The organism is Nonomuraea sp. LPB2021202275-12-8, assembly GCF_037044575.1.
Lineage (GTDB): Bacteria > Actinomycetota > Actinomycetes > Streptosporangiales > Streptosporangiaceae > Nonomuraea.
The window spans coordinates 25,495-45,280 of the sequence record NZ_JBAHWD010000041.1 but is presented as its reverse complement, the minus strand read 5'-3'; the positions used below and the strand labels follow the sequence as shown (position 1 = coordinate 45,280).

The 19,786-nt window shown below is 71.1% G+C and carries 17 protein-coding genes; 12 read left to right on the top strand and 5 right to left on the bottom strand.

The window, feature by feature from the left end; translation table 11 throughout:
• Positions 1–64 precede the first annotated feature (64 nt).
• From speB to V5E28_RS42440, 3 genes are read left to right on the top strand one after another with little or no spacing between them, the layout of a single operon-like run.
• Positions 65–997, top strand: a complete 933-nt coding sequence (gene speB, locus V5E28_RS42450) for an agmatinase (RefSeq protein WP_336215661.1) — start codon at positions 65–67, stop codon at positions 995–997.
• Positions 994–2,514 carry a purine-cytosine permease family protein gene (locus tag V5E28_RS42445; protein WP_336215660.1) on the top strand — a complete coding sequence of 507 codons (1,521 nt, stop codon included), beginning with the start codon at positions 994–996 and terminating at the stop codon, positions 2,512–2,514. Before speB ends, V5E28_RS42445 begins: the two co-directional genes overlap by 4 nt.
• A gap of 2 nt (positions 2,515–2,516) precedes the next feature.
• Positions 2,517–3,185 (top strand): cyclase family protein, encoded by a 669-nt coding sequence (locus V5E28_RS42440; protein WP_336215659.1) that lies wholly within the window; start codon positions 2,517–2,519, stop codon positions 3,183–3,185.
• Here V5E28_RS42440 and V5E28_RS42435 read toward each other — a convergent pair.
• On the bottom strand, positions 3,164–3,658 hold the full coding sequence (locus V5E28_RS42435; protein ID WP_336215657.1) for an Lrp/AsnC family transcriptional regulator: 495 nt from the start codon (positions 3,656–3,658) through the stop codon (positions 3,164–3,166). The genes V5E28_RS42440 and V5E28_RS42435 overlap by 22 nt on opposite strands.
• Positions 3,659–3,854: 196 nt before the next feature.
• On the opposite strand from V5E28_RS42435, the gene V5E28_RS42430 reads away from it, so the two are divergent.
• From V5E28_RS42430 to V5E28_RS42390, 9 genes are all read left to right on the top strand, one after another.
• On the top strand, positions 3,855–5,288 hold the full coding sequence (locus V5E28_RS42430; protein ID WP_336215655.1) for a gamma-aminobutyraldehyde dehydrogenase: 1,434 nt from the start codon (positions 3,855–3,857) through the stop codon (positions 5,286–5,288).
• Positions 5,289–5,311: 23 nt separating this feature from the next.
• Positions 5,312–6,391, top strand: coding sequence for an ABC transporter ATP-binding protein (locus V5E28_RS42425; protein ID WP_336215653.1), 1,080 nt, complete (start codon positions 5,312–5,314; stop codon positions 6,389–6,391).
• A gap of 45 nt (positions 6,392–6,436) precedes the next feature.
• On the top strand, positions 6,437–7,630 hold the full coding sequence (locus V5E28_RS42420) for a polyamine ABC transporter substrate-binding protein (protein WP_336215652.1): 1,194 nt from the start codon (positions 6,437–6,439) through the stop codon (positions 7,628–7,630).
• 4 nt (positions 7,631–7,634) lie between these two features.
• Positions 7,635–8,486, top strand: a complete 852-nt coding sequence (locus V5E28_RS42415) for an ABC transporter permease (RefSeq protein ID WP_336215651.1) — start codon at positions 7,635–7,637, stop codon at positions 8,484–8,486.
• The gene (locus V5E28_RS42410; RefSeq protein WP_336215650.1) at positions 8,483–9,268 is read left to right on the top strand and encodes an ABC transporter permease; all 786 of its coding nucleotides are present in this window, start codon (positions 8,483–8,485) and stop codon (positions 9,266–9,268) included. The genes V5E28_RS42415 and V5E28_RS42410 overlap by 4 nt, the downstream gene beginning before the upstream one ends.
• Before the next feature lie 156 nt (positions 9,269–9,424).
• Positions 9,425–10,819, top strand: coding sequence for an NAD(P)/FAD-dependent oxidoreductase (locus V5E28_RS42405; protein ID WP_336215696.1), 1,395 nt, complete (start codon positions 9,425–9,427; stop codon positions 10,817–10,819).
• Positions 10,820–10,872: 53 nt separating this feature from the next.
• Complete coding sequence (locus V5E28_RS42400) at positions 10,873–11,745, top strand: alpha/beta hydrolase (RefSeq protein WP_336215648.1); 873 nt, start codon at positions 10,873–10,875, stop codon at positions 11,743–11,745.
• A 62-nt stretch (positions 11,746–11,807) separates the two neighbouring features.
• The gene (locus V5E28_RS42395; RefSeq protein ID WP_336215646.1) at positions 11,808–12,761 is read left to right on the top strand and encodes a quinone oxidoreductase family protein; all 954 of its coding nucleotides are present in this window, start codon (positions 11,808–11,810) and stop codon (positions 12,759–12,761) included.
• Between the two features lie 60 nt (positions 12,762–12,821).
• The gene (locus tag V5E28_RS42390; RefSeq protein WP_336215645.1) at positions 12,822–13,727 is read left to right on the top strand and encodes a serine hydrolase; all 906 of its coding nucleotides are present in this window, start codon (positions 12,822–12,824) and stop codon (positions 13,725–13,727) included.
• A gap of 169 nt (positions 13,728–13,896) precedes the next feature.
• On the opposite strand, the gene V5E28_RS42385 is transcribed toward V5E28_RS42390, so the two are convergent.
• The 4 genes from V5E28_RS42385 to V5E28_RS42370 are packed head-to-tail and all read right to left on the bottom strand — an operon-like array spanning position 13,897 to position 19,786.
• The gene (locus V5E28_RS42385) at positions 13,897–15,408 is read right to left on the bottom strand and encodes an MFS transporter (RefSeq protein WP_336215644.1); all 1,512 of its coding nucleotides are present in this window, start codon (positions 15,406–15,408) and stop codon (positions 13,897–13,899) included.
• Positions 15,409–15,442: 34 nt separating this feature from the next.
• A complete protein-coding gene (locus V5E28_RS42380) occupies positions 15,443–18,250 on the bottom strand; it encodes an ATP-binding protein (protein ID WP_336215642.1) in 2,808 nt (935 codons plus the stop codon).
• 10 nt (positions 18,251–18,260) lie between these two features.
• Entirely contained in the window at positions 18,261–19,004 is a 744-nt protein-coding gene (locus V5E28_RS42375) for an isocitrate lyase/PEP mutase family protein (protein ID WP_336215640.1), read from the bottom strand.
• Positions 19,001–19,786, bottom strand: a complete 786-nt coding sequence (locus tag V5E28_RS42370) for a cytochrome P450 (RefSeq protein ID WP_336215638.1) — start codon at positions 19,784–19,786, stop codon at positions 19,001–19,003. The genes V5E28_RS42375 and V5E28_RS42370 overlap by 4 nt, the downstream gene beginning before the upstream one ends.

The following is a 19,786-nucleotide window of genomic DNA, read 5'->3' as shown; positions in this document are numbered from 1 at the left end:
ACACCGTAGTACTTTGTGGCTGAGCCAATTGTCGCAGGTCAGACAGGTGACGAAGACTGCGGGCATGAACAGAGGTCCCGTCGACTCAGCCACGGTCCCGCGCTTCGCCGGGCCCGCCACCTTCGCCCGCCTGCCCCGCCTGGACGAGGTGGAGCGGGCCGACGTGGCCGTGGTGGGAGTGCCGTTCGACAGCGGCGTGTCCTACCGGCCCGGCGCCCGGTTCGGCCCGGCGGCGGTGCGCGAGGCGTCGCGGCTGCTGCGGCCGTACCATCCGGGCCTGGACGTCTCCCCGTTCGAGCGCGTCCAGGTCGCCGACGCCGGTGACATCTCGGCCAACCCGTTCGACATCGGGGAGGCGATCGAGAGCATCGAGGCGGCGGCCGGAGCGCTCGACGCCCGGCTGGTCACCATCGGCGGCGACCACACGATCGCGCTGCCGCTGCTGCGCGACGCCGCCAGGCGGCACGGCCCGGTGGCGCTGCTGCACTTCGACGCCCATCTGGACACCTGGGACACCTACTTCGGCGCCGAGTACACCCACGGCACCCCGTTCAGGCGTGCCGTCGAGGAGGGGCTGCTCGACACCGAGGCGCTCAGCCACGTCGGCATCCGCGGCCCGCTGTACGGCAAGAGGGACCTGGAGGAAGACCGTCGCCTCGGCTTCGGCATCCTCACGGCAGCCGACGTGCTGCGGCGCGGCGTCACCGAGGTCGTCGACGCGCTCAGGCAGCGCATCGGCGACCGCCCCCTGTACGTCTCGGTCGACATCGACGTGCTGGACCCCGCGCACGCCCCCGGCACAGGCACGCCCGAGGCGGGCGGCCTGACCAGCCGGGAGCTGCTGGAGATCCTGCGCGGTCTGGCCGGGTGCGACCTCGTCGGCGCGGACGTGGTCGAGGTGGCCCCCGCCTACGACCACGCCGAGATCACCTCGATCGCCGCCTCCCACGTCGCCTACGACCTCGTCAGCCTGCTGGCCCTGCGGGAGAAGCCATGACCACGAGCATCACCGAGATCGAGACCTTCGGCGTCGAGCGGATCCCCGACGCCGAGCGCAGCGCCCGGCCCTTCGACCTCTTCAGGGTGGCGTTCGGCGGCGCGAACACCTTCGCCACCTGCGTCCTGGGCGCCTTTCCCATCCTGTTCGGCCTGTCGTTCTGGCAGGGGCTGGCCGCGACCGTGCTCGGCCTGGTGGTCGGCGCGCTCATCCTGGCCCCGCTGGCGCTGTTCGGGCCGCTGAACGGCACCAACAACGCCGTCTCCTCCTCCGCCCACCTGGGCGTGCACGGCCGCGTCGTCGGCTCGTTCCTGTCGCTGCTGACCGCGATCGCCTTCTTCTCCATCTCCGTGTGGTCCTCCGGCGACGCGCTCGTCGGCGGCGCGCACCGGCTGGTGGGCCTGCCTGACACCGATTTCACCTACGGCCTTGCTTACGCGCTGTTCGCCGGCCTGGTGCTGGTGGTGTGCGTGTACGGGTTCCGCTTCATGCTGTTCGTCAACAAGATCGCGGTGGCGGCGGCGTCGGTGCTGTTCGTGCTGGGCGCGGTCGCGTTCGCCGGGGACTTCGACCCGTCGTACGCGGGCACCCTCGCCGCCGGCGACCCGCTCTTCTGGCCGTCGTTCATCGGAGCGGCGCTGATCGTGCTGTCGAACCCGGTCTCGTTCGGGGCCTTCCTCGGCGACTGGTCGCGCTACATCCCGGCCGACACCCCGCGCTCGAAGGTGATGGCGGCGGCGTTCCTGTCGCAGATCGCCACCATCCTGCCGTTCTTCTTCGGCCTGGCCACCGCCTCGATCATCGCCGCCAAGGCCGCCGAGTACATGGACCCGGCCGCCCCCAACTACGTCGGCGGCCTGCTGGCCGTCGCCCCCGTCTGGTATTTCGTGCCCGTCTGCCTGATCGCCCTGATCGGCGGCATGTCCACCGGCACCACCTCGCTCTACGGCACCGGCCTGGACTTCTCCAGCGTCTTCCCGCGCTTCTCCAGGGTCCAGGCCACGGTGTTCATCGGCACGCTGTCGATCGTGTTCATCTTCGTCGGCCGCTTCGCCGCGAACCTCACCCAGAGCATCTCCACCTTCGCCACCCTGATCATCACCTGCACCGCCCCCTGGATGGTGATCATGATGATCGGGTACGTGACCCGCAGGGGCTGGTACGACCCGGACGCGCTGCAGGTCTTCAACCGCCGCCAGCGGGGCGGGCGCTACTGGTTCACCCATGGCTGGAACTTCCGCGGCCTGGCCGCCTGGATCGTCTCGGCGGGTCTGGCGCTGATGTTCGTCAACCTGCCCGGCCAGTTCGTCGGCCCGCTCGGCGACCTCGCGGGCGGGGTGGACGTCTCGCTGCCCGTCGGCCTGGCCGTGGCGGCGGTGCTCTACCTGCTGCTGCTGTCGGCCTTCCCCGAGCCGCGCGAGGTGTACGGCCCCGAGGGGCCGCGCCTGGTCCGCTCGGCCGACACCCCGGTGCCGCCGATCGTCGGCGCCGAGCCGGTCGCCGGACAGACTGTGTGAGCATGGCCGCCATGGAGCTCGTCGACCTGTCGGTGCCGATCGCGACCGGGATGCCGGTCTATCCGGGTGATCCGGAGGTCTCGATCGGCCCCGCGCTGACCGTGGCGCGTGACGGCGTCAACGTGCTGGCCCTGCACCTGGGCTCCCAGTCGGGCACGCACGTGGACGCGCCGTACCACTTCGGCGACGAGCTGCCCGACCTGGACGCGCTGCCGCTGGAGCGGTTCGTGGGCCCGGGCTTCGTGGTGGACGCCCGTGGGCTGGAGCCGCGCTCGGCCATCGGCGCCGATCGCTTCGCGGGGGTCGAGGCAGGGCGGATCGTGCTGGTGGCCACGGGCTGGTCGCGACACTGGGGCGGCGAGGAGTACCGGCGGCATCCGTACCTGACGGAGGAGGCGGCGGCGCTGCTGGTGGAGCGCGGCGTGCGGACCGTGGGGATCGACGCGCTGAGCGTCGATCCGACCCCGGCGGAGGACTTCCCCGCGCACCGGGTGCTGTGCGGCGCGCACGCGGTGATCGCCGAGAACCTGACGGGGCTCGGCAGCCTGCTCCGGGCGCAGGAGGACGGCAGGCCGATCGAGGTGTCGATGCTGCCGATCCGGCTGTCAGGCGCGGACGGCGCTCCCGTGCGGGCGGTGGCCCGGCTGGGTCAGCGGGTGCCCCAGGAGTAGGTCTGCTTGCGCAGCTTCAAATAGACGAAGGACTCGGTGGCCCGCACCGCCGGGATGGCCCGGATCTTGCTGAGGATCTCCAGCAGGTGGCGGTCGCCCTCGCACACCACCTCGACGATGACGTCGAAGGAGCCGGCGGTGAGCACCACGTAGTCGATCTCCTCGATCGCGGCGAGCTCGTCGGCCACGGCCTCCAGGTCGCCCTCGCAGGTGACGCCGATCATGGCCTGGCGGGGGAAGCCGAGCGTGAGCGGGTCGGTCACCGCGACGATCTGCATGACTCCGGCGTCCTGGAGGCGCTGGACGCGCTGCCGCACCGCGGCCTCCGACAGGCCCACCGCCTTGCCGATCGCGGCGTAGGGCTTGCGGCCGTCGGACTGGAGCTGCTCGATGATCTGCTTGGCGAGATCGTCGAGAACGAACTGCCCGGGCGCGGCGTCGTTGCTCCGGCGTACGCGCGGCGGCGTCGTCATTGAGAGGAACCCTCCTAGCGGTCCGGCGTTACGGGGGCGTTCCCGCTGGATTGCCTTCCTGGTGCGACATGTTGTCAGTTCTCGGCGTTCTGTCAAGCGAATTCGTAGCAATTTGATAAAATCACCACGAAATCACTTGTCCGGGTGCATCTGCTCTGTAAGAGTCGCGGCATCTCAGCCACCAACAGGAGGTCGCATGACCACCCGTCTGCAGAACTTCATCAACGGTGAGTTCGTGGACGCCAAGAGCGGCCGATTCTCCGACGTCATCGATCCCTGCACCGGCGAGGCCTACCTCCAGGCCCCGATCTCCGGAGTGGAAGACGTGGACATCGCCTACGCCGCCGCGGCCGCCGCGTTCGAGTCGTGGGGACGGACCACCCCGGGCGAGCGGGGGAACCTGCTGCTGAAGGTCGCCGACGCGATCGAGGCGCGAGCCGACGAGATCAACGAGGCCGAGTGCCTCAACACCGGCAAGCCGCGCGCCCGCATGGCCGAGGACGAGACCCCGGTCGCGGCCGACCACTTCCGCTTCTTCGCCGGCGCCGCCCGCACGCTGGAGGGCCCGACGGCAGGCGAGTTCCTCGCCGAGCACACCAGCGTCATCAGGCACGAGCCGATCGGCGTGGTCGGGCAGGTCACGCCCTGGAACTACCCGATGATGATGGCCGTGTGGAAGATCGCCCCGGCGCTCGCGGCCGGCAACACGGTAGTGCTCAAGCCGTCCGACACCACCCCCGCCTCCACCGTCAAGCTCGCCGAGATCCTCGGCAGCGTGCTGCCTCCCGGTGTCTTCAACGTGGTCACCGGTGACCGCGAGACCGGCGCTCTCGTGGTGGGCCATCCGACCGCCGCCATGGTGGCGATCACCGGCTCGGTCGGCGCGGGCATGTCGGTGGCCAGGAGCGCCGCCGACGACGTCAAGCGCGTCCACCTGGAGCTCGGCGGCAAGGCGCCCGTCGTGGTGTTCGACGACGTCAAGGACCTGAAGAAGGCGGCCGAGGACATCGCCGTCGCCGGCTTCTACAACGCCGGCCAGGACTGCACCGCCGCCTGCCGGGTGCTGGTGCAGGAGAGCGTGCACGACGAGTTCGTCGCCGCGCTCGCCCAGGCCGCCGCGGCGACCGTGACCGGCGACCTGTCCGACGACGACGCCCTGTACGGGCCGCTCAACAACGACAACCAGCTCGCCAAGGTCCGGGGCTTCATCGAGCGGGTCCCGGCGCACGCCAAGGTGCTCACCGGCGGCGACCGGGTCGGCGACAAGGGCTACTTCTTCGCCCCCACCGTCGTCGACGGGCTCAAGCAGGACGACGAGATGGTGCAGGACGAGGTCTTCGGCCCCGTCATCACCGTCCAGACCTTCTCCGACGAGGCCGACGCGCTGGCCAAGGCCAACGGTGTCCGCTACGGCCTGAGCGGCTCGATCTGGACCTCCGACCACGGCCGCGCGATGCGCATGTCGAACCGGCTCGACTTCGGTGTGGTCTGGGTCAACACGCACATCCCGTTCGTGTCGGAGATGCCGCACGGAGGGTTCAAGCATTCCGGGTACGGCAAGGACCTGTCGGTATTCGGTCTGCACGATTACACGCGGGTCAAGCACGTCATGCACTACATCGGCGAATAGCGCACAAAAGGGAAACTTCCTGTATGGCCGAGCGAGGATTGACCGACAGCGCGATCGAGCTGGAGGACGTCGTCAAGGAGTACGTCTCGCATGGCGAGGTCGTACAGGCGGTGAAGGGCGTGACACTGGACATCGCCGAGGGGGAGTTCTTCTCCCTCCTCGGCCCGTCCGGGTGCGGCAAGACCACGACCATGCGGATGATCGCCGGCTTCGAGGAGCCGTCGAAGGGCGTGGTCCGGTTGCGCGGCGAGGATGTCACGAACGTCCCGCCCAACAAGCGTGACGTGAACATGGTCTTCCAGTCTTACGCGCTGTTCCCGCACATGAGCGTCTGGGACAACGTGGCCTTCGGGCTGAAGCAGCGGAAGACGCCGCAGGAGGACCTCCGGCGGCGGGTCGGCGAGATGCTGGAGATCGTCGACCTCACCGGCCGGGAGAAGCGCCGGCCGCGTGAGCTCTCCGGCGGCCAGCAGCAGCGCGTGGCCCTGGCCCGCGCCCTGGTCAACAAGCCGAGGGCGCTCCTGCTCGACGAGCCGCTCGGCGCGCTCGACCTCAAGCTCCGCCAGGCCATGCAACTCGAGCTCAAGCGCATCCAGCGCGAGGTCGGCATCACGTTCGTGTACGTGACGCACGACCAGAACGAGGCGCTGACCATGAGCGACAGGATCGCGGTCATGAAGGACGGCCTGGTCGAGCAGCTCGCCAGGCCGCGCCAGATCTACGAGAGTCCCGCGACCACGTTCGTGGCCGGATTCATCGGCACCTCCAACCTGATGGCCGGCACCGCCACCGGAGGCGTCCTGAAGATCGGGAACGGCCGGGTGCTGGTGCCCGAGCACGACGGCGAGGTGTCGGTGACCGTCAGGCCGGAGAAGATCACCATCACCACGGAGGAACCCGGCGGTGGCATGAGCGCCGTTCGGGGGACCGTGGCCGAGGTGGTCTACCTGGGTACCTACAACAGTTACGCGGTGAGCCTGGCCGACGGGGCCGAGATCACGGTGTTCCAGCAGAATGCGCACGACTCGACGATCACGGCCGAGCGAGGCGACTCCGTCTGGTTGTCGTGGCAGGCGCAGCATTCTTACGTGATTGGAAGTTGATAGCTCCTCATGAACCGCCTGTACACCCCTGCACTCGTCAGAGGGATGACCCAGCCCCGAACCCGACGCGAAGCCTTCAGGATCGCCGGTCTGTCAGCGGCCGGGCTCGCCCTGGCCGCCTGTGGCGTGGAGGGCCAGAAGGCGGCGCCGCCCAAGGCCGACGCCGTCCAGGAATACTGGGCCAAGCAGCAGAAGCACGGCAAGGTCGTCTTCGCCAACTGGCCCGAGTACATGCCGGAGGACAAGGCCCCGCTGGAGCAGTTCAAGCAGGCAACCGGGATCTCCTACGAGTACAAGGAGGTCATCAACGAGAACGCGGAGTTCTTCGGGAAGGCCGACCCCGTGCTCCGCGCCGGCCAGTCGCTGGGCTACGACATCGTCGTCATGACCAACGGCATCCAGCTCCAGCACATGATCGAGCTCGGTTACGTGGTGGCGCTCGACCAGTCGAAGATGCCGAACTTCCTGGCGAACGCCGGCGCCAAGTACAAGGAGCGCTCCTACGACCCGGGCAACGTCCACACGATGCCGTACACCTCGGGCGTGACCGGGATCGCGTACAACACCAAGTACGTCAAGGACGACGTCACCAGCATCGAGGCGCTGTTCGACCCCAAGTACAAGGGCCGGGTCGGCATGATGAGCGACGCCCAGGAGATCGCCAACTTCGGCATGATCGCCCTCGGCATCGACCCCGAGAACTCCACCGAGGCCGAGTGGAAGAAGGCGGGGGAGAAGCTCAAGGCCCAGCGTGACGCCGGGATCGTGCGCAAGTACTACGACCAGAACTACATCGACGCCGTCTCCAAGGGCGACGTCTGGGTGACCATGGCCTGGTCGGGCGATGTCTTCCAGCGCCAGCTCGCCGGGGAGCCGGTCAAGTTCGTGGTGCCCCAGGAGGGCGGCACGATCTGGACCGACAACATGCTCATCCCTAAGGGCGCCGCCAACCCGGTGGACGCGATGATGCTCATGGACTTCCTGTACAAGCCTGAGGTGGCCGCGGAGCTGGACGAGTTCATCCAGTTCGTCACCCCGGTCCCCGCGGTGCAGGACCTGCTGCGCAAGAAGGCCGACAGCGCGACCGGCGAGGACAAGCAGGCGCTGCTGGACATGGTCGACAGCCCGCTGATGTTCCCGACCGACGCCGACTACGCCAAGCTGCACAGCTACACCAAGCTCACCACCGCGCAGGAGCAGGTGTTCAACCCGATCTTCCAGTCGATCACCCAGGCGTAGGCCGATGAGACGGCTCACCCCCTACCTGCTCGCCCTGCCGAGCTGGATGTGGCTGGCGATCTTCCTGGTCGTGCCGCTGGCGGCGATGGCGTCGGTGTCGCTGCAGACCGGCAACGTGATCGACGGCTTCGTCATGACGTTCAGCGTCTCCAACTACAGCAACGCGATCAGCGGCTACAGCACCCAGTTCGCGCGCTCCCTGGTGTACGGCGGGCTGGCGACCGTCGCCATGCTGCTGATCGGCTACCCGGTGGCCTACTGGATCGCCTTCAAGGGCGGCAGCCGCAAGTCGATGTACCTGTTCCTGCTGCTGCTGCCGTTCTTCGTGTCGTTCGTGCTGCGGACCATCGCGTGGGGCTTCCTGCTGTCCGACGACGGGATCCTGTTCGGCACGCTGAAGGGCTGGGGCCTGCTGCCCGCCGACTTCCACGTGCTGGCCACGGCGTTCGCGGTGGTGGCGGGACTGGCGTACAACTGGCTGCCGTTCATGATCCTGCCGATCTACGTGTCGCTGGAGCGGGTGGACCCGCGCGTGGTGGAGGCGGCGCACGACCTCTACGCCACGCGGGGGGCGGCCTTCCGCAAGGTGGTGCTGCCGCTGTCGCTGCCGGGAGTGTTCGCCGGGGTGCTGATGACGTTCGTGCCCGCCACGGCCGACCCGATCAACGCCCAGGTGCTCGGCGGCACGGGCAACACCATGATCGGCAACATCATCCAGACGGAGTATCTGGTCAACGCCGACTACCCGACGGCCTCGGCGCTGTCGTTCACGCTGATGGCGGTCCTGCTGGTGGGCATCTTCATCTACGCCAGGGTGCTCGGCACCGAGAACGTGCTAGAGGCGGCGGCCCGATGAGGCGCGCACGGCTCGGCGACCGGCTGCTGCACGGCTACACCTGGCTGGTCATCATCTGGCTCTCCTCACCGATCGCCGTGATGATCCTGTTCGGCTTCAACGACACGCCGAGCAAGTCCAACACCAGGTGGCACGGCTTCACCCTCAAGTGGTACGAGCAGCTCTTCGCGATCCCAGACCTGACCACGGCCCTGCGCAACTCGATCCTCATCGCGGCGGCCAGCACGGTCATCACCGTGGTGATCGGCACGATGCTGGGGCTGGCGCTCGGCCGCTATCGCTTCCGCGGCCAGGGGGCGACGAACTTCCTGGTCTTCGCCGCCATCTCCACGCCCGAGCTCGTCATGGGCGCCTCGCTGCTGTCGCTGTTCGTCTCGGCCAACCTGCCGCGCGACGCGGTGACCATCACGATCGCGCACGTGCTGTTCTCGCTGTCCTTCGTGACCGTGACCGTGCGGGCCCGGGTCGTCACGCTGGACCCGGCGCTGGAGGAGGCGGCCAAGGACCTGGGAGCGGGCCCCTGGGCCACGTTCAGGCAGGTCACGCTGCCGACGATCCTGCCCGGCGTGCTGGCGGGCGCGATGCTGGCGTTCGCGCTGTCCATCGACGACTACGTGGTCACCAGCTTCGTCAACGGCTCGACGCTCACCTTCCCGCTGTGGATCGTCGGCTCGGTCAAGACGGGCATTCCTCCACAGGTGAACGTCATGGGTACGCTGATCTTCGGTATCGGCGTGCTGATCGCGATCGCCAACGCGGTCGTGGCGCGGCGGCGCATCTGAAACCACCCGTAAGACCCCCCGCGCGAGCGGGGGCTCGGTGTCGTCCGGCAAAGAACAGGGAGGCGAGATCGGATTCCGGCGGGGGGAACCCGCGCGTGATCACCATTTTGGTCCCGCGATTTTCGAAAAACAGTCACCGTAAGGGATGTGGGATTTGTGGATCCGCTGAAGGCGCTTGCTGACGCGGAGCGCAAGCCGTACTGGCTGGACAGTCCGGCCAGGCCAGAGCCGCGACCACGGCTCGTCGGAAACACCAGCGCCGACCTGGTGGTCGTCGGCGGCGGCTTCTCGGGGCTGTGGACCGCCCTGATGGCCAAGGAACGCGACCCGTCGCAGGACGTGATCCTGCTGGAGGGGCGCAGGATCGGCTGGGCGGCGTCCGGCCGCAACGGCGGATTCTGCATGGCGACCCTCACCCATGGCCTGGCCAACGGGCTGGAGCGCTGGCCGGACGAGATCGACCGGCTGGAGCGCATGGGTGTCGAGAACCTGGACGAGATCGAGCGGACGCTGGAGCGCTACGGCGTCGACTGCTCCTTCGAGCGCACCGGAGAGCTGAACGTCGCCACCGAGCCGTGGCAGCTCGACGCGCTGCACGAGCACCTCGACCTGATCGAGCAGCTCGGCCTCGACTACCTGCCGCTCGACCAGGACCAGGTGCGGGCCGAGGTCAACTCGCCCACCTATCTGGGCGGGCTGTGGGAGCGCAGCGGCTGCGCCATGCTGGACCCCGCCAGGCTGGCCTGGGGCCTGCGCGAGGCGTGCGTCCGGCTCGGCGTGCGGGTCCACGAGCGCACCCCGGTCCGCTCGCTGCACGACGACGGCGTCACGATCGGCCTGCGCACCCCGCAGGGGTCCGTCACAGCCCGCCGGGTGGCGCTCGGCACCGGCGTGTTCCCGCCGCTGCTGCGGCGCCTGCGGCACTTCGTGGTGCCGGTGTACGACTACGCCCTGATGACCGAGCCGCTCAGCGACACGCAGCTCGCCGAGGTGGGCTGGCACAACAGGCAGGGCGTGGGCGACTCGGCCAACCAGTTCCACTACTACCGGCTGACCGACGACAACCGCATCCTGTGGGGCGGCTACGACGCCGTCTACTACAACGGCGGCCACGTCAAGCCGGAGTACGACCAGCGCGACGAGACCTTCGTCAAGCTGGCCGGGCACTTCTACGACACCTTCCCGCAGCTGGAGCCGGTGCGGTTCACGCACCGCTGGGGCGGCGTGATCGACACCTGCAGCCGGTTCAGCGCCTTCTACGGGCAGGCGCACGGCGGGCGGCTGGCCTACGCCGTCGGCTACACCGGCATGGGCGTCGGCGCCACCCGCTTCGGCGCCAACGTGATGCTCGACCTGCTCTCGGGCGAGCCCACGGAGCGGACGGAGCTGCGCATGGTGAAGGAGAAGCCCGTCCCCTTCCCGCCGGAGCCGGTGCGCTCGGGGGTCATCCAGTTCACCCGCTGGTCGATCGCCCAGGCCGACCAGCACCAGGGCAGGCGCAACCTGTGGCTGCGCGCCCTGGACCGGATGGGCCTCGGCTTCGACTCCTGATCGGGAACGCCCGCGGTATACCGTGCCGCGGGCGTTTCGCGCAGACTAGGGCCATGAAGGTTGAGTTCGCCGCTGACGGCGTCACGCTGGTGGGAGATCTGCGGGTGCCCGAAGGCTCCGGGGCGCGTCCCGCGCTGGTGTTCACCGGACCGTTCACGGGGGTGCGCGACCAGGTCACGGGGCTCTACGCGGAGCGGCTCGCCGCGCGCGGATACGTCACCCTGGCCATCGACCACCGCAACTGGGGCGAGTCCGGCGGGCAGCCGCGCTGCCACGAGGACCCGGAGGGCAAGCTGCGTGACCTGCGGGCCGCGGTGTCGTTCCTGCGCGCCAGGCCGGAGGTCGACGGGGACCGGATCGGCGCGATCGGCATCTGCCTGGGCGGCGGCTACGCGCTGAAGTTCGCCGCCTTCGACCCCCGGGTGAAGGCGTTCGCGGGCATCGCGGGGGCCTACAACAACCCCTACAGCATGCGGTCGGGCATGGACTACCAGGCGGCGCTCGGCTCGTTCACCGAGGTGCTGGAGCGGCAGGACCAGGGCGGGCCGGTCGAATACCTGCCGGCCGTGGCGGAGGGGGGCGAGGCCGCCATGCCGGGAGACGAGCCGTACGCCTACTACGGCACCGACAGGTCGGCCTCCCCGCACTGGGCCAACCAGGTCACCCGGGCCAGCGTGCGCGAGCTGATCACGATGGACAACATGATGGGCGCGGACTTCCTGTCGCCCCGGCCGGCCCTGATCGTGCACGGGGTCGTCGACCGGTTCTGCTCGCCCGAGGGCGCCGAGGAGGCCTACAAGCGGCTGGACGAGCCGAAGCGGATCGTGTGGCTGGACGCCAAGCAGCACATCGACCTGTACGACCGCGAGCCGTACGTCACGCAGGCCGTCGACGCGACCGCCGAGTTCCTGGGCGAGCACCTCTAGTCAGGTCTCGGTCGCTCACCGCTATCGTGAGCGGTGGGAGGGCTTCGAGACTTGGGGGAGTCATGCGTGCCGTCCAGTTCGCCCGCTTCGGCGGGCCGGAGGTGCTCGAAGAGGTCGAGGTGCCGGATCCCGTGGTGGGGCCGGGACAGGTGCTCGTGGAGGTCGAGGCGGCGGGGGTGAACTTCGCCGACGTGCGCCAGATCGCGGGCGTCTACTCCGCTCCTGACCGGCTGCCGTTCATCCCCGGCAACGAGGTGCTCGGCCGGGCGGCGGACGGGCGGCGGGTGATGGCGTTCACCGCGGGCGGCTTCGCCTCCAAGGCGGTGCTGGCACGGGATCATCTGGTGGGCGTGCCCGACGACCTCCCGCCCGGTGAGGCACTGGCGCTGCTTGTGCAGGGGCTGACCGCCTGGCACCTGCTCCGGTCGGCGGCCCGGCTGGGCGAGGGCGAGAGCGTGGTGGTCAACTCGGCGGCGGGCGGGGTGGGCAGCCTGGCCGTCCAGCTCGCCAAGGTGTTCGGCGCCGGCCGGGTGATCGCCACCGCCTCCACCGCGGACAAGCGGGAACTGGCCGTCGAGCTGGGCGCCGACGAGGCGGTGGACGGCGCGGCGACGGGTTACACCGAGCGGGTCCTCGAGGCCAACGGCGGGCGGCCGGTGGACATCGTGCTGGACGCGGTGGGCGGCGCCGTCTTCGAGGCCGCCCTCGGCACGCTGGCGGCCTTCGGCCGGCTGGTGACGTACGGCACGTCCTCGGGGGAGCCGGCGCAGCCGGTCGACCCCGGCATGCTGACCGCGATCAACGCGGGCGTCGTCGGGTTCTGGCTCAAACCGCTGATCGTCGAGCACGGCATCGCCGGGCACCCGATGCGCGAGCTCATCGAGCTGACCGAGTCGGGCCGGATCCGGCCACTGACCGGCGGCACCTACCCGCTGTCGGAGGCCGCCCGCGCGCTGACCGACCTGGCCGAACGGCGCACGGTGGGCAAGCTGGTGCTGCTGCCGGGGCATGTGTGACAAGTGAGGCGGTTGGGCAGGAAAGCGTCATACCCCCAGTGAGAACACGGGGGTTGGCGCGTGCGTGGGAGATGGTGGGCAGGGCTGGCCCTGGTGCTCATGGGCGGTTGCGAGAGCGAGGCGGCCAGGAGCGTCCCCGAGGTGGCGCGACTGCCCGCCGTCGCGGCCCGCTGCTTGCTGACCCTGCCCGACGTGAAGGCCGCCGCCGTGGCGCGGGCCCGCCTGTCGCGGGAGGCCGACCGCTATCTGGGCAGGCAGCCGGGGCGGCTCGCCTACAGCGCGCTCGACCTGGTCAGCGGGGTGAGACTGGGGCACGCGGAGCACGAGAACGCGATTATCACGGCCAGCGGCGCCAAGGTCGACATCCTCCTGGCGCTGCTGGCGCGCCGTGAACGGCTGAGCGCGGGGGAGCGGGACCTCGCCTCCCGCATGATCCGCGAGAGTGACAACCGCGCCGCCGACGCGCTGTGGGGGCGGGTCGGCGCGGGAGCCGGGATGGCCGCCTTCTACCGGAAGATCGGGCTGCGGGAGACGACGCCGGGGCCGAGCCGCTACTGGGGCGGCACCAGCACCAGCCCCGCCGACCGGGTCCGGCTGCTGAAGCTCCTGGTCAGCGGTGGCAGAGGGCTGGGCGAGGCTGATCGGAACCTGGTGCTCGGACTGATGGGACGTGTCCAGCGCGAGCAGGCCTGGGGCGTCAGCGCCGCCGCACGGCGAGGCGACCGGGTGGCGCTCAAGAACGGCTGGACGCCCCGGCCGTTCGTACACAACACCTGGGCGGTGACCAGCTACGGCCGCATCGCCGGCCCCGGCAGGGACCTGCTGCTGTCGGTGCAGACCGACCAGCAGCCGAGCCACGGCCGGGGCATCCAGGCGATCGAGGGTCTGTCACGGCTCATCGGCACCCGCCTCGGCGAGCTCTCGCCGTCGCGGACCCGCCCCTGTGCCGCCCATCCCACCACCTGAGGATCAGGGGCTCATCCGCCGGAGCACCACCAGGTCGCTGCGGTAGTCGGCGCCGATCGGCTCCCAGGCTGCGGGCCGGATGCAGGCCGCCATGAGCGCCGAGCCGTGCAGGCGCGCCGCCCCCTGCGCGAGCCGGCGATGACGCGGCGCCGCCGGGACGCCGTTGCTGTCACGAGTGCGCGCGTGCCAGCACCTCCTCGGGGATGACCTTGGGCACGCCGCGCAGCCCCACCAGAGCGAGCACGGCGACGACGGCCAGCATCGCGGCCGTGGTCAGCGAGGTGACGTGCACGGCCTCGACGAAGGCCAACCGGGCCGCCCCCATGAGCTGCCCGGCCTGCTCGGGGGGCAGCGACTCGGCCGTGTTCAGCGCTCCGGCGATCGACTCCCTGGCCGCCTCGCCCGGGATCCCGGCGGGTAGCTGGAGGGCACTGCTGTAGGTGCTGTTCAGCAGGGTGCCCAGGATGGCGATGCCGAGCGCCCCGCCCAGCTCGAACGACGTCTCCGACACCGCGGCCGCCGCCCCCGCCCGCTGGGCGGGGACCGTGGCGAGCACGTTGTCGTTGTTGACGGTGAACGCCAGCCCGATGCCCATGCCGCCGATCATCATGGCGCCCACCATGGTCAGATAGTTGAGATCGAGGCCGAGCGTGCTGTAGTAGAGGAACGCGGCGGCGTTCAGGGCGAGCCCGAGTGCCACGACCCCGTTCCTGCCGAGGGGGTTGATGAGCTTGGCCGCGAGGATCCCGCCGACGGCGCCGCTCAGCCCTCCGGGCAGGCCGGCCAGCCCTGCCTGCAGCGGCGACCAGCCGAGCACGAGCTGGAAGTACCACGCGAAGATCAGCGACATGGCCATCATCGTGAAGATCGCCAGCAGGTTGGTGCCGATCGACGCGCTGAACGCCCGACGCCTGAAGAGCCGCACGTCGATCAGCGGCTCGGCCAGCCGGGTCTGCCGCAGGCCGAAGACCACCAGGCAGGCGATCCCCAGCACCGCGGCCACCGCCACGTCGGCGTGCCCCAGGCCGTCGTGCGCCGCCTCCTTGATGGCGTAGATGACCGCGATGATGCCGGTGAAGGACAGCGCCACGCTCGGCAGGTCGATGCGGCCCGCGTCCGGGTTGCGGGACTCGGGCAGCACGAGGATGCCGCCCACCAGCACGATCGCCATGATCGGCACGTTGATCAGGAACACCGACCCCCACCAGAAGTGGTCCAGCAGCAGCCCGCCGACCACCGGCCCCACGGCGAACCCGGCCGCGCTCATTCCGCTCCAGATGCCGATGGCCGCGGTCCGCTCGCCCGGGTCGGTGAACACGTTGCGGATGATCGACAGCGTCGACGGCATGATCGTCGCGCCGGCCACCCCCAGCAGCGCCCTGGCCGCGATGAGCAACTCCGGCGTGGGCGCGTACGCGGTGACCGCGGAGGCCGCGCCGAACGCCACCGCGCCGATGAGCAGCAGCCGCTTGCGCCCGATGCGGTCACCGAGGTTGCCCATGGTGATGAGCAGGCCGGCGAGCGCGAAGCCGTAGATGTCGCCGATCCACAGCAGTTGGGTGGAGCTGGCGCCGAGGTCGGCGACCAGCCTCGGCAACGCGAGGTGCAGCACCGTGAGATCCAGTGACAGCAGGAGGGTGGCCACGCAGGCGATGGCCAGGCTGGACCATTTCTTTGTCATGCGACCACCTTCGAGGCGGGCGCTGACCGGTGGCCTACCGCCCGCTGACGAGCGCTCCCAGCCGTGTCAGCCCGGCCTGGATGCGGTCGGCGAGTTCGCCGGTGCTGTACCACTGGTCGGGGCACTCGGCGCGGGCCTGCTCCAGCCGGCGGCGCGCCTCACCGAAGTCGCCCTCGGACAGCGCCACCTCGCCCAGCCCGCAGTCCGCCCTGGCCAGGGTGTCGGGTGAGCCGATCCGGCGGGACAGCTCGGCGGCGACCCGGTAGTCCTCCCGCGCCTCGGCCGGGTCGCCGGTGCGGGCGACCGCGTCGGCTCGGCGGCACAGGTTCTCGGCGATGTCGGCCATCGCGCCCAGCTCACGCGACAGTCTCAGCGCCTCGTCGGCCATCGCGTGGGCGGCGGCGTAGTCGTCCTGTTCGAAGGCGAGGTCGCCGAGCCCGGCCAGGACGATCATGCTCCCCCAGCGCTCGCCCATCGCCCGGAACGCGGCCAGCGACAGCTCGAACTCGACTCTGGCGTCCTCCGGCCTGCCTTCGATCTGGTGGACGAACGCCGTGCCGCAGTGGGTGAGCGCCCTCGGCCACGGCGGCAGGGCGTCGATGATCGCGCGCGTGTCCTCCATCACCATGTAGTTGGAGGGAGGGCCGGTGAACATGGGAAGGAGCAGCGTCAGAACCTCCAGCCGCGTCGGCAGATACTCCTCGGGCAGCAGCCCTTGGAGGGTGCGCAGGCGGGTCGCGAGCTCCTCGCCGACGTGGCCGGCCCACGCGGCGACCAGCACGCACATGACGTACTCCTCGTCCAGGCCGTCCGGCGGCGAGCCGTCGAGCCGCGCCAGCAGGTCGGCGGCCAGGTTGGCGCTGGCGACGCGGTGGCCGCGCATCCACCAGTAGCAGGCCGCCTGGGCGAGCAGCCGCAGCGCCAGCTCCCTCGGGCCCGACTCGGTGGCCCAGCGCACGGCCGCGCTGACGTCGTCGCTCTCCTCGTCCAGACGGGCCAGCCAGTCGAGCTGCTCGGCGCTGCGCAGGTGCGGATCGGCGGTGCGTACGAAATCCAGGTAGTAGGCGGCGTGCGCGTGCCGGATCGCCTCGCCCTCGTCCGCCGCATCGAGCTGCTCGGCGCAGAACGCCCGGATCGTCCGCAGCATCCGGTAGCGCCCGTCGACGCTCTCGACCAGCGACTTCTCCGCCAGCGAGAACAGCACCTCCTCAGGCAGCCCGCACACCCGCTCGGCCGCCTGCGCCGTCGCGCCGCCCGCGAACACCGTCAGCCGCCTGGCCAGCCGCTGCTCGCTGTCGTCCAGCAGGTCCCAGCTCCAGGCGACCACCGCGCGCAGCGTCTGGTGTCTGGGCAGCGCCGTGCGGCTGCCGCGGGCCAGGAGCCTGAAGCGGTCGTCCAGCCGGGCCGCCACCTCCGACACGGACAGCGTGCGCAGCCTGGCCGCCGCGAGCTCGATGGCCAGCGGCAGCCCGTCGAGCGCGCGGCAGATGCGGCTGACCTCCGCCGCGTTGTCCGGTCCGACCTCGAACGACGGCCGTACCGCGGCCGCCCGGTCGGCGAACAGCCGGACGGCGGGGTAGTCCAGCGGGTCGGCGGCGTCGGGCGGCGGCAGCGGCAGCGGGGAGACGGGAACGATGGACTCGCCGGTGATGCCGAGCGCCTCGCGGCTGGTCGTCAGCACGCGCAGGTCGGGGCAGGCGGCCAGCAGCGTGTCCGCCAGGGCCGCGGTCTCCTCGATGAGGTGCTCGCAGTTGTCCAGCACCAGCAGCAGTTCGCGGTCGGCGAGTGCGGTCGCCAGGCGCGCTGCCGGCTCCGCGGTCGGCAGGTCCCTGGCGTGCGTCCGGTCGCGGATGTCGAGCGCGGCCAGCACGGCCAGCGCCACCTCCGAGCCGTCGGTGACGGGCGCGAGCTGCACGAGGCACACGTCACCTTCGGTCCGCTCGGCGACCTCGACGGACAACCGGGTCTTTCCGGCGCCGCCCGGGCCGATCAGCGTGACCAGCCTGGCCCGTGCCAGCTCGGCGCGCACCTGGCGGAGCTCCTCCGCCCTGCCCACGAAGCTGGTGAGCTGGGCGCGCATGCCCTGCCGGACCGCGCTCGCGGCCGGCGCGCCGAGCGCCGGGTCGGCTCGCAGCACCGCGAGGTGGGCGGCGGCCAGCTCCGCTCCCGGCTCGACGCCGAGCTCCTCGTCCAGGACGCGCCGCCCGTCCTCGTAGGCGGACAGCGCCTCGGCCTGCCGGCCGCTGCCGTAGAGCGCCCGCATGAGCTGGGCGCGTGGCCGCTCGCGCAGCGGGTGGGCGGCGGTGAGCTGGCTCAGCTCGGCGACGAGCTCGCGGTGGCGGCCCAGGTCGAGATCGGCCTGGACACGGTCCTCGATGGCGGCCAGGCGCAGCTCGGTCAGCCGGGCGGCGGCGGCCTCCGCGTGCGGGGCGTCGGCGAGCGGCGCGCCCCGCCACAGCTCCAGGCCCTCGCGCAGGAGCCCGGCGGCACGCCGGGGATCGCCGCCGGTCAGCGCCTGCCTGCCCTCGGCGGCCAACCGCTCGAACCGGTGCGCGTCCACGTCGAGCGGATCGGCCACCAGCCGGTAACCCGAGGGGTGGAACTCCACCCGGTCGCGCCCCAGCGCCCTGCGCAGCCTGGACACCTGCGACTGCAGCGCGTTGGCCACGCCGTCGGGAGGCCGCGGCCCGTACAGGCCGTCGACGAGTGGCTCGGCGCCGACGATCCGCCCGGCCTCCAGGGCGAGCAGGGCGAGCAGCGCGCGCACCCGGGGGCCGCCGAGCGGCACCGGTGCTCCGCCGTCGCCCAGCACTTCGGTGGGCCCAAGAATCTCGAAGCGCATGCCTCGATTATCACGGCTTGGGCAGCATGTCGGCGATGTCGGCGTAGCTGGGCAGTCCGGGTTCTCCGGTTACGCCGGGCAGTGCCGCCAGCGCGCCCCGAAGGCTCGCCCGATAGAGCAGCGACCCGGTGCTCACCCTGGCCACGCCGGCCGCGGCGAGCTCGGCCAGAGTCGCGCCGCCCGGCTGGTAGAGCACGTTCACCGGCAGCGGCGTGCTCTCCACCAGCCGCGCGATCTCGTCCAGATCGCTGAGCCCCGGCACGAAGATGCCGTCCGCGTGCCCGTAGGCGCGCACCCGCTCGAAGGTGTCGCCCGTCCCGAGCCAGCGGGTGTCGGTCCTGGCGTTCACGAACACGCCGTGGCCCTTCGCCGCCTCGATGATCGCCTGGTGGGCCTCGACGGGGCGTAGCGTGCCGTCAGCGCGGCCGTCCTCCAGGTTGACTCCCACGACCCCGAGTCGGCTCAGCGTCGCGACGAGCTCCGACACCTGCGCCGGGTCGTCGCTGAAGCCACCCTCGACGTCCACGGTCACCAGCACGCCGAGATCCCGGACCGCCCTGGCGAGCGCCACCGTCTCGGCCTCGGTGGTGCCGGCGGCGTCCGGCTTGCCGTGCACGGCGGCGACGCCCAGGCTGGTGGTGCCGATGGCGGCGAAGCCCTGCCGGGCGAGCATCGCCGCCGAGCCGTAGTCCCAGGCGTTGGGCAGGAGCAGGGGGTCGCCGGGCCGGTGCAGCTCGCGGAAGGCCACGCTCATCGTTCCTCCAAGGTCAGCAGGGCCTCCAGCACGCCCGCGGCGAGCGCGAGCCCGTGCCGGGACGCCGGGCAGGGCCTTACCCCGGCCCCGAACGTCAGATGCGGCGTCTCGCCCCGCGACGCGTCGAACGCCTCGGGCGCGCCGAACACGTCCGGGTCGCGGTTGGCCGCCACGAGATCGATCACCACCTCGGCCCCGGTCTCCCGATGGACCCTGCGGGTGGCCGTCAGCGGCGGATCGTGCCGGAGCGTCTCGTGCAGCAGGGCGTCCACCCCGCCGCCGGGTCCGGCGTGCGCGAGCGCGCCCGCGATCAGGCCCTCGGTGGCGGCGTGCGCCTGCAGGAGCAGTGAGATCCGCGCGACGGGGCCGGGCGGGGCCGCAGCGGCCAGGCGGACCAGCTCGGTGACCGCGGCGTCCGCCTCCGGGCTCTCCTCGCCGGACAGGTATCCGGTCGCGGCGGCCCGCACCGCCTCGGCCAGGCGGCGGTCGCCGTCGAAGCCGAGCGCCACACCGAGGACCGTCGCGGGGACTCCCCGCCACGCGCCCTCCCGCTCCAGCGTCAGCGCCCTGGCCGCCGCTCGCAGCGTGCCCGCGTCGAGCGTCGCCAGGAGCGCGGTCAGCAGCCGCCGCCGCTCGGCGTGGACTTGCCCGGAGCTGAAGCGCGACACCTGCGCGCGGAGCCAGGCGAGCGTTCCGGCCTCGGCGTCCTGGCGCACCGGCGGCGGGACGTAGCGGGGGTCCGCGAGCAGCGCGCGGGCTTCGGCGTGGCGGGTGATGAGCAT

Excerpts from the sequence above, each read along its gene's own strand:
- V5E28_RS42410 (WP_336215650.1), top strand. The coding sequence starts at position 8,483 with ATGAGGCGCGCACGGCTCGGCGACCGGCTGCTGCACGGCTACACCTGG.
- V5E28_RS42385 (WP_336215644.1), bottom strand. The coding sequence starts at position 15,408 with ATGACAAAGAAATGGTCCAGCCTGGCCATCGCCTGCGTGGCCACCCTC.
- V5E28_RS42370 (WP_336215638.1), bottom strand. The coding sequence starts at position 19,786 with ATGCTCATCACCCGCCACGCCGAAGCCCGCGCGCTGCTCGCGGACCCC.
- V5E28_RS42440 (WP_336215659.1), top strand. The coding sequence starts at position 2,517 with ATGGCCGCCATGGAGCTCGTCGACCTGTCGGTGCCGATCGCGACCGGG.
- speB (WP_336215661.1), top strand. The coding sequence starts at position 65 with ATGAACAGAGGTCCCGTCGACTCAGCCACGGTCCCGCGCTTCGCCGGG.
- V5E28_RS42420 (WP_336215652.1), top strand. The coding sequence starts at position 6,437 with ATGACCCAGCCCCGAACCCGACGCGAAGCCTTCAGGATCGCCGGTCTG.
- V5E28_RS42395 (WP_336215646.1), top strand. The coding sequence starts at position 11,808 with ATGCGTGCCGTCCAGTTCGCCCGCTTCGGCGGGCCGGAGGTGCTCGAA.
- V5E28_RS42435 (WP_336215657.1), bottom strand. The coding sequence starts at position 3,658 with ATGACGACGCCGCCGCGCGTACGCCGGAGCAACGACGCCGCGCCCGGG.
- V5E28_RS42415 (WP_336215651.1), top strand. The coding sequence starts at position 7,635 with ATGAGACGGCTCACCCCCTACCTGCTCGCCCTGCCGAGCTGGATGTGG.
- V5E28_RS42445 (WP_336215660.1), top strand. The coding sequence starts at position 994 with ATGACCACGAGCATCACCGAGATCGAGACCTTCGGCGTCGAGCGGATC.
- V5E28_RS42375 (WP_336215640.1), bottom strand. The coding sequence starts at position 19,004 with ATGAGCGTGGCCTTCCGCGAGCTGCACCGGCCCGGCGACCCCCTGCTC.
- V5E28_RS42400 (WP_336215648.1), top strand. The coding sequence starts at position 10,873 with ATGAAGGTTGAGTTCGCCGCTGACGGCGTCACGCTGGTGGGAGATCTG.
- V5E28_RS42425 (WP_336215653.1), top strand. The coding sequence starts at position 5,312 with ATGGCCGAGCGAGGATTGACCGACAGCGCGATCGAGCTGGAGGACGTC.
- V5E28_RS42380 (WP_336215642.1), bottom strand. The coding sequence starts at position 18,250 with ATGCGCTTCGAGATTCTTGGGCCCACCGAAGTGCTGGGCGACGGCGGA.
- V5E28_RS42430 (WP_336215655.1), top strand. The coding sequence starts at position 3,855 with ATGACCACCCGTCTGCAGAACTTCATCAACGGTGAGTTCGTGGACGCC.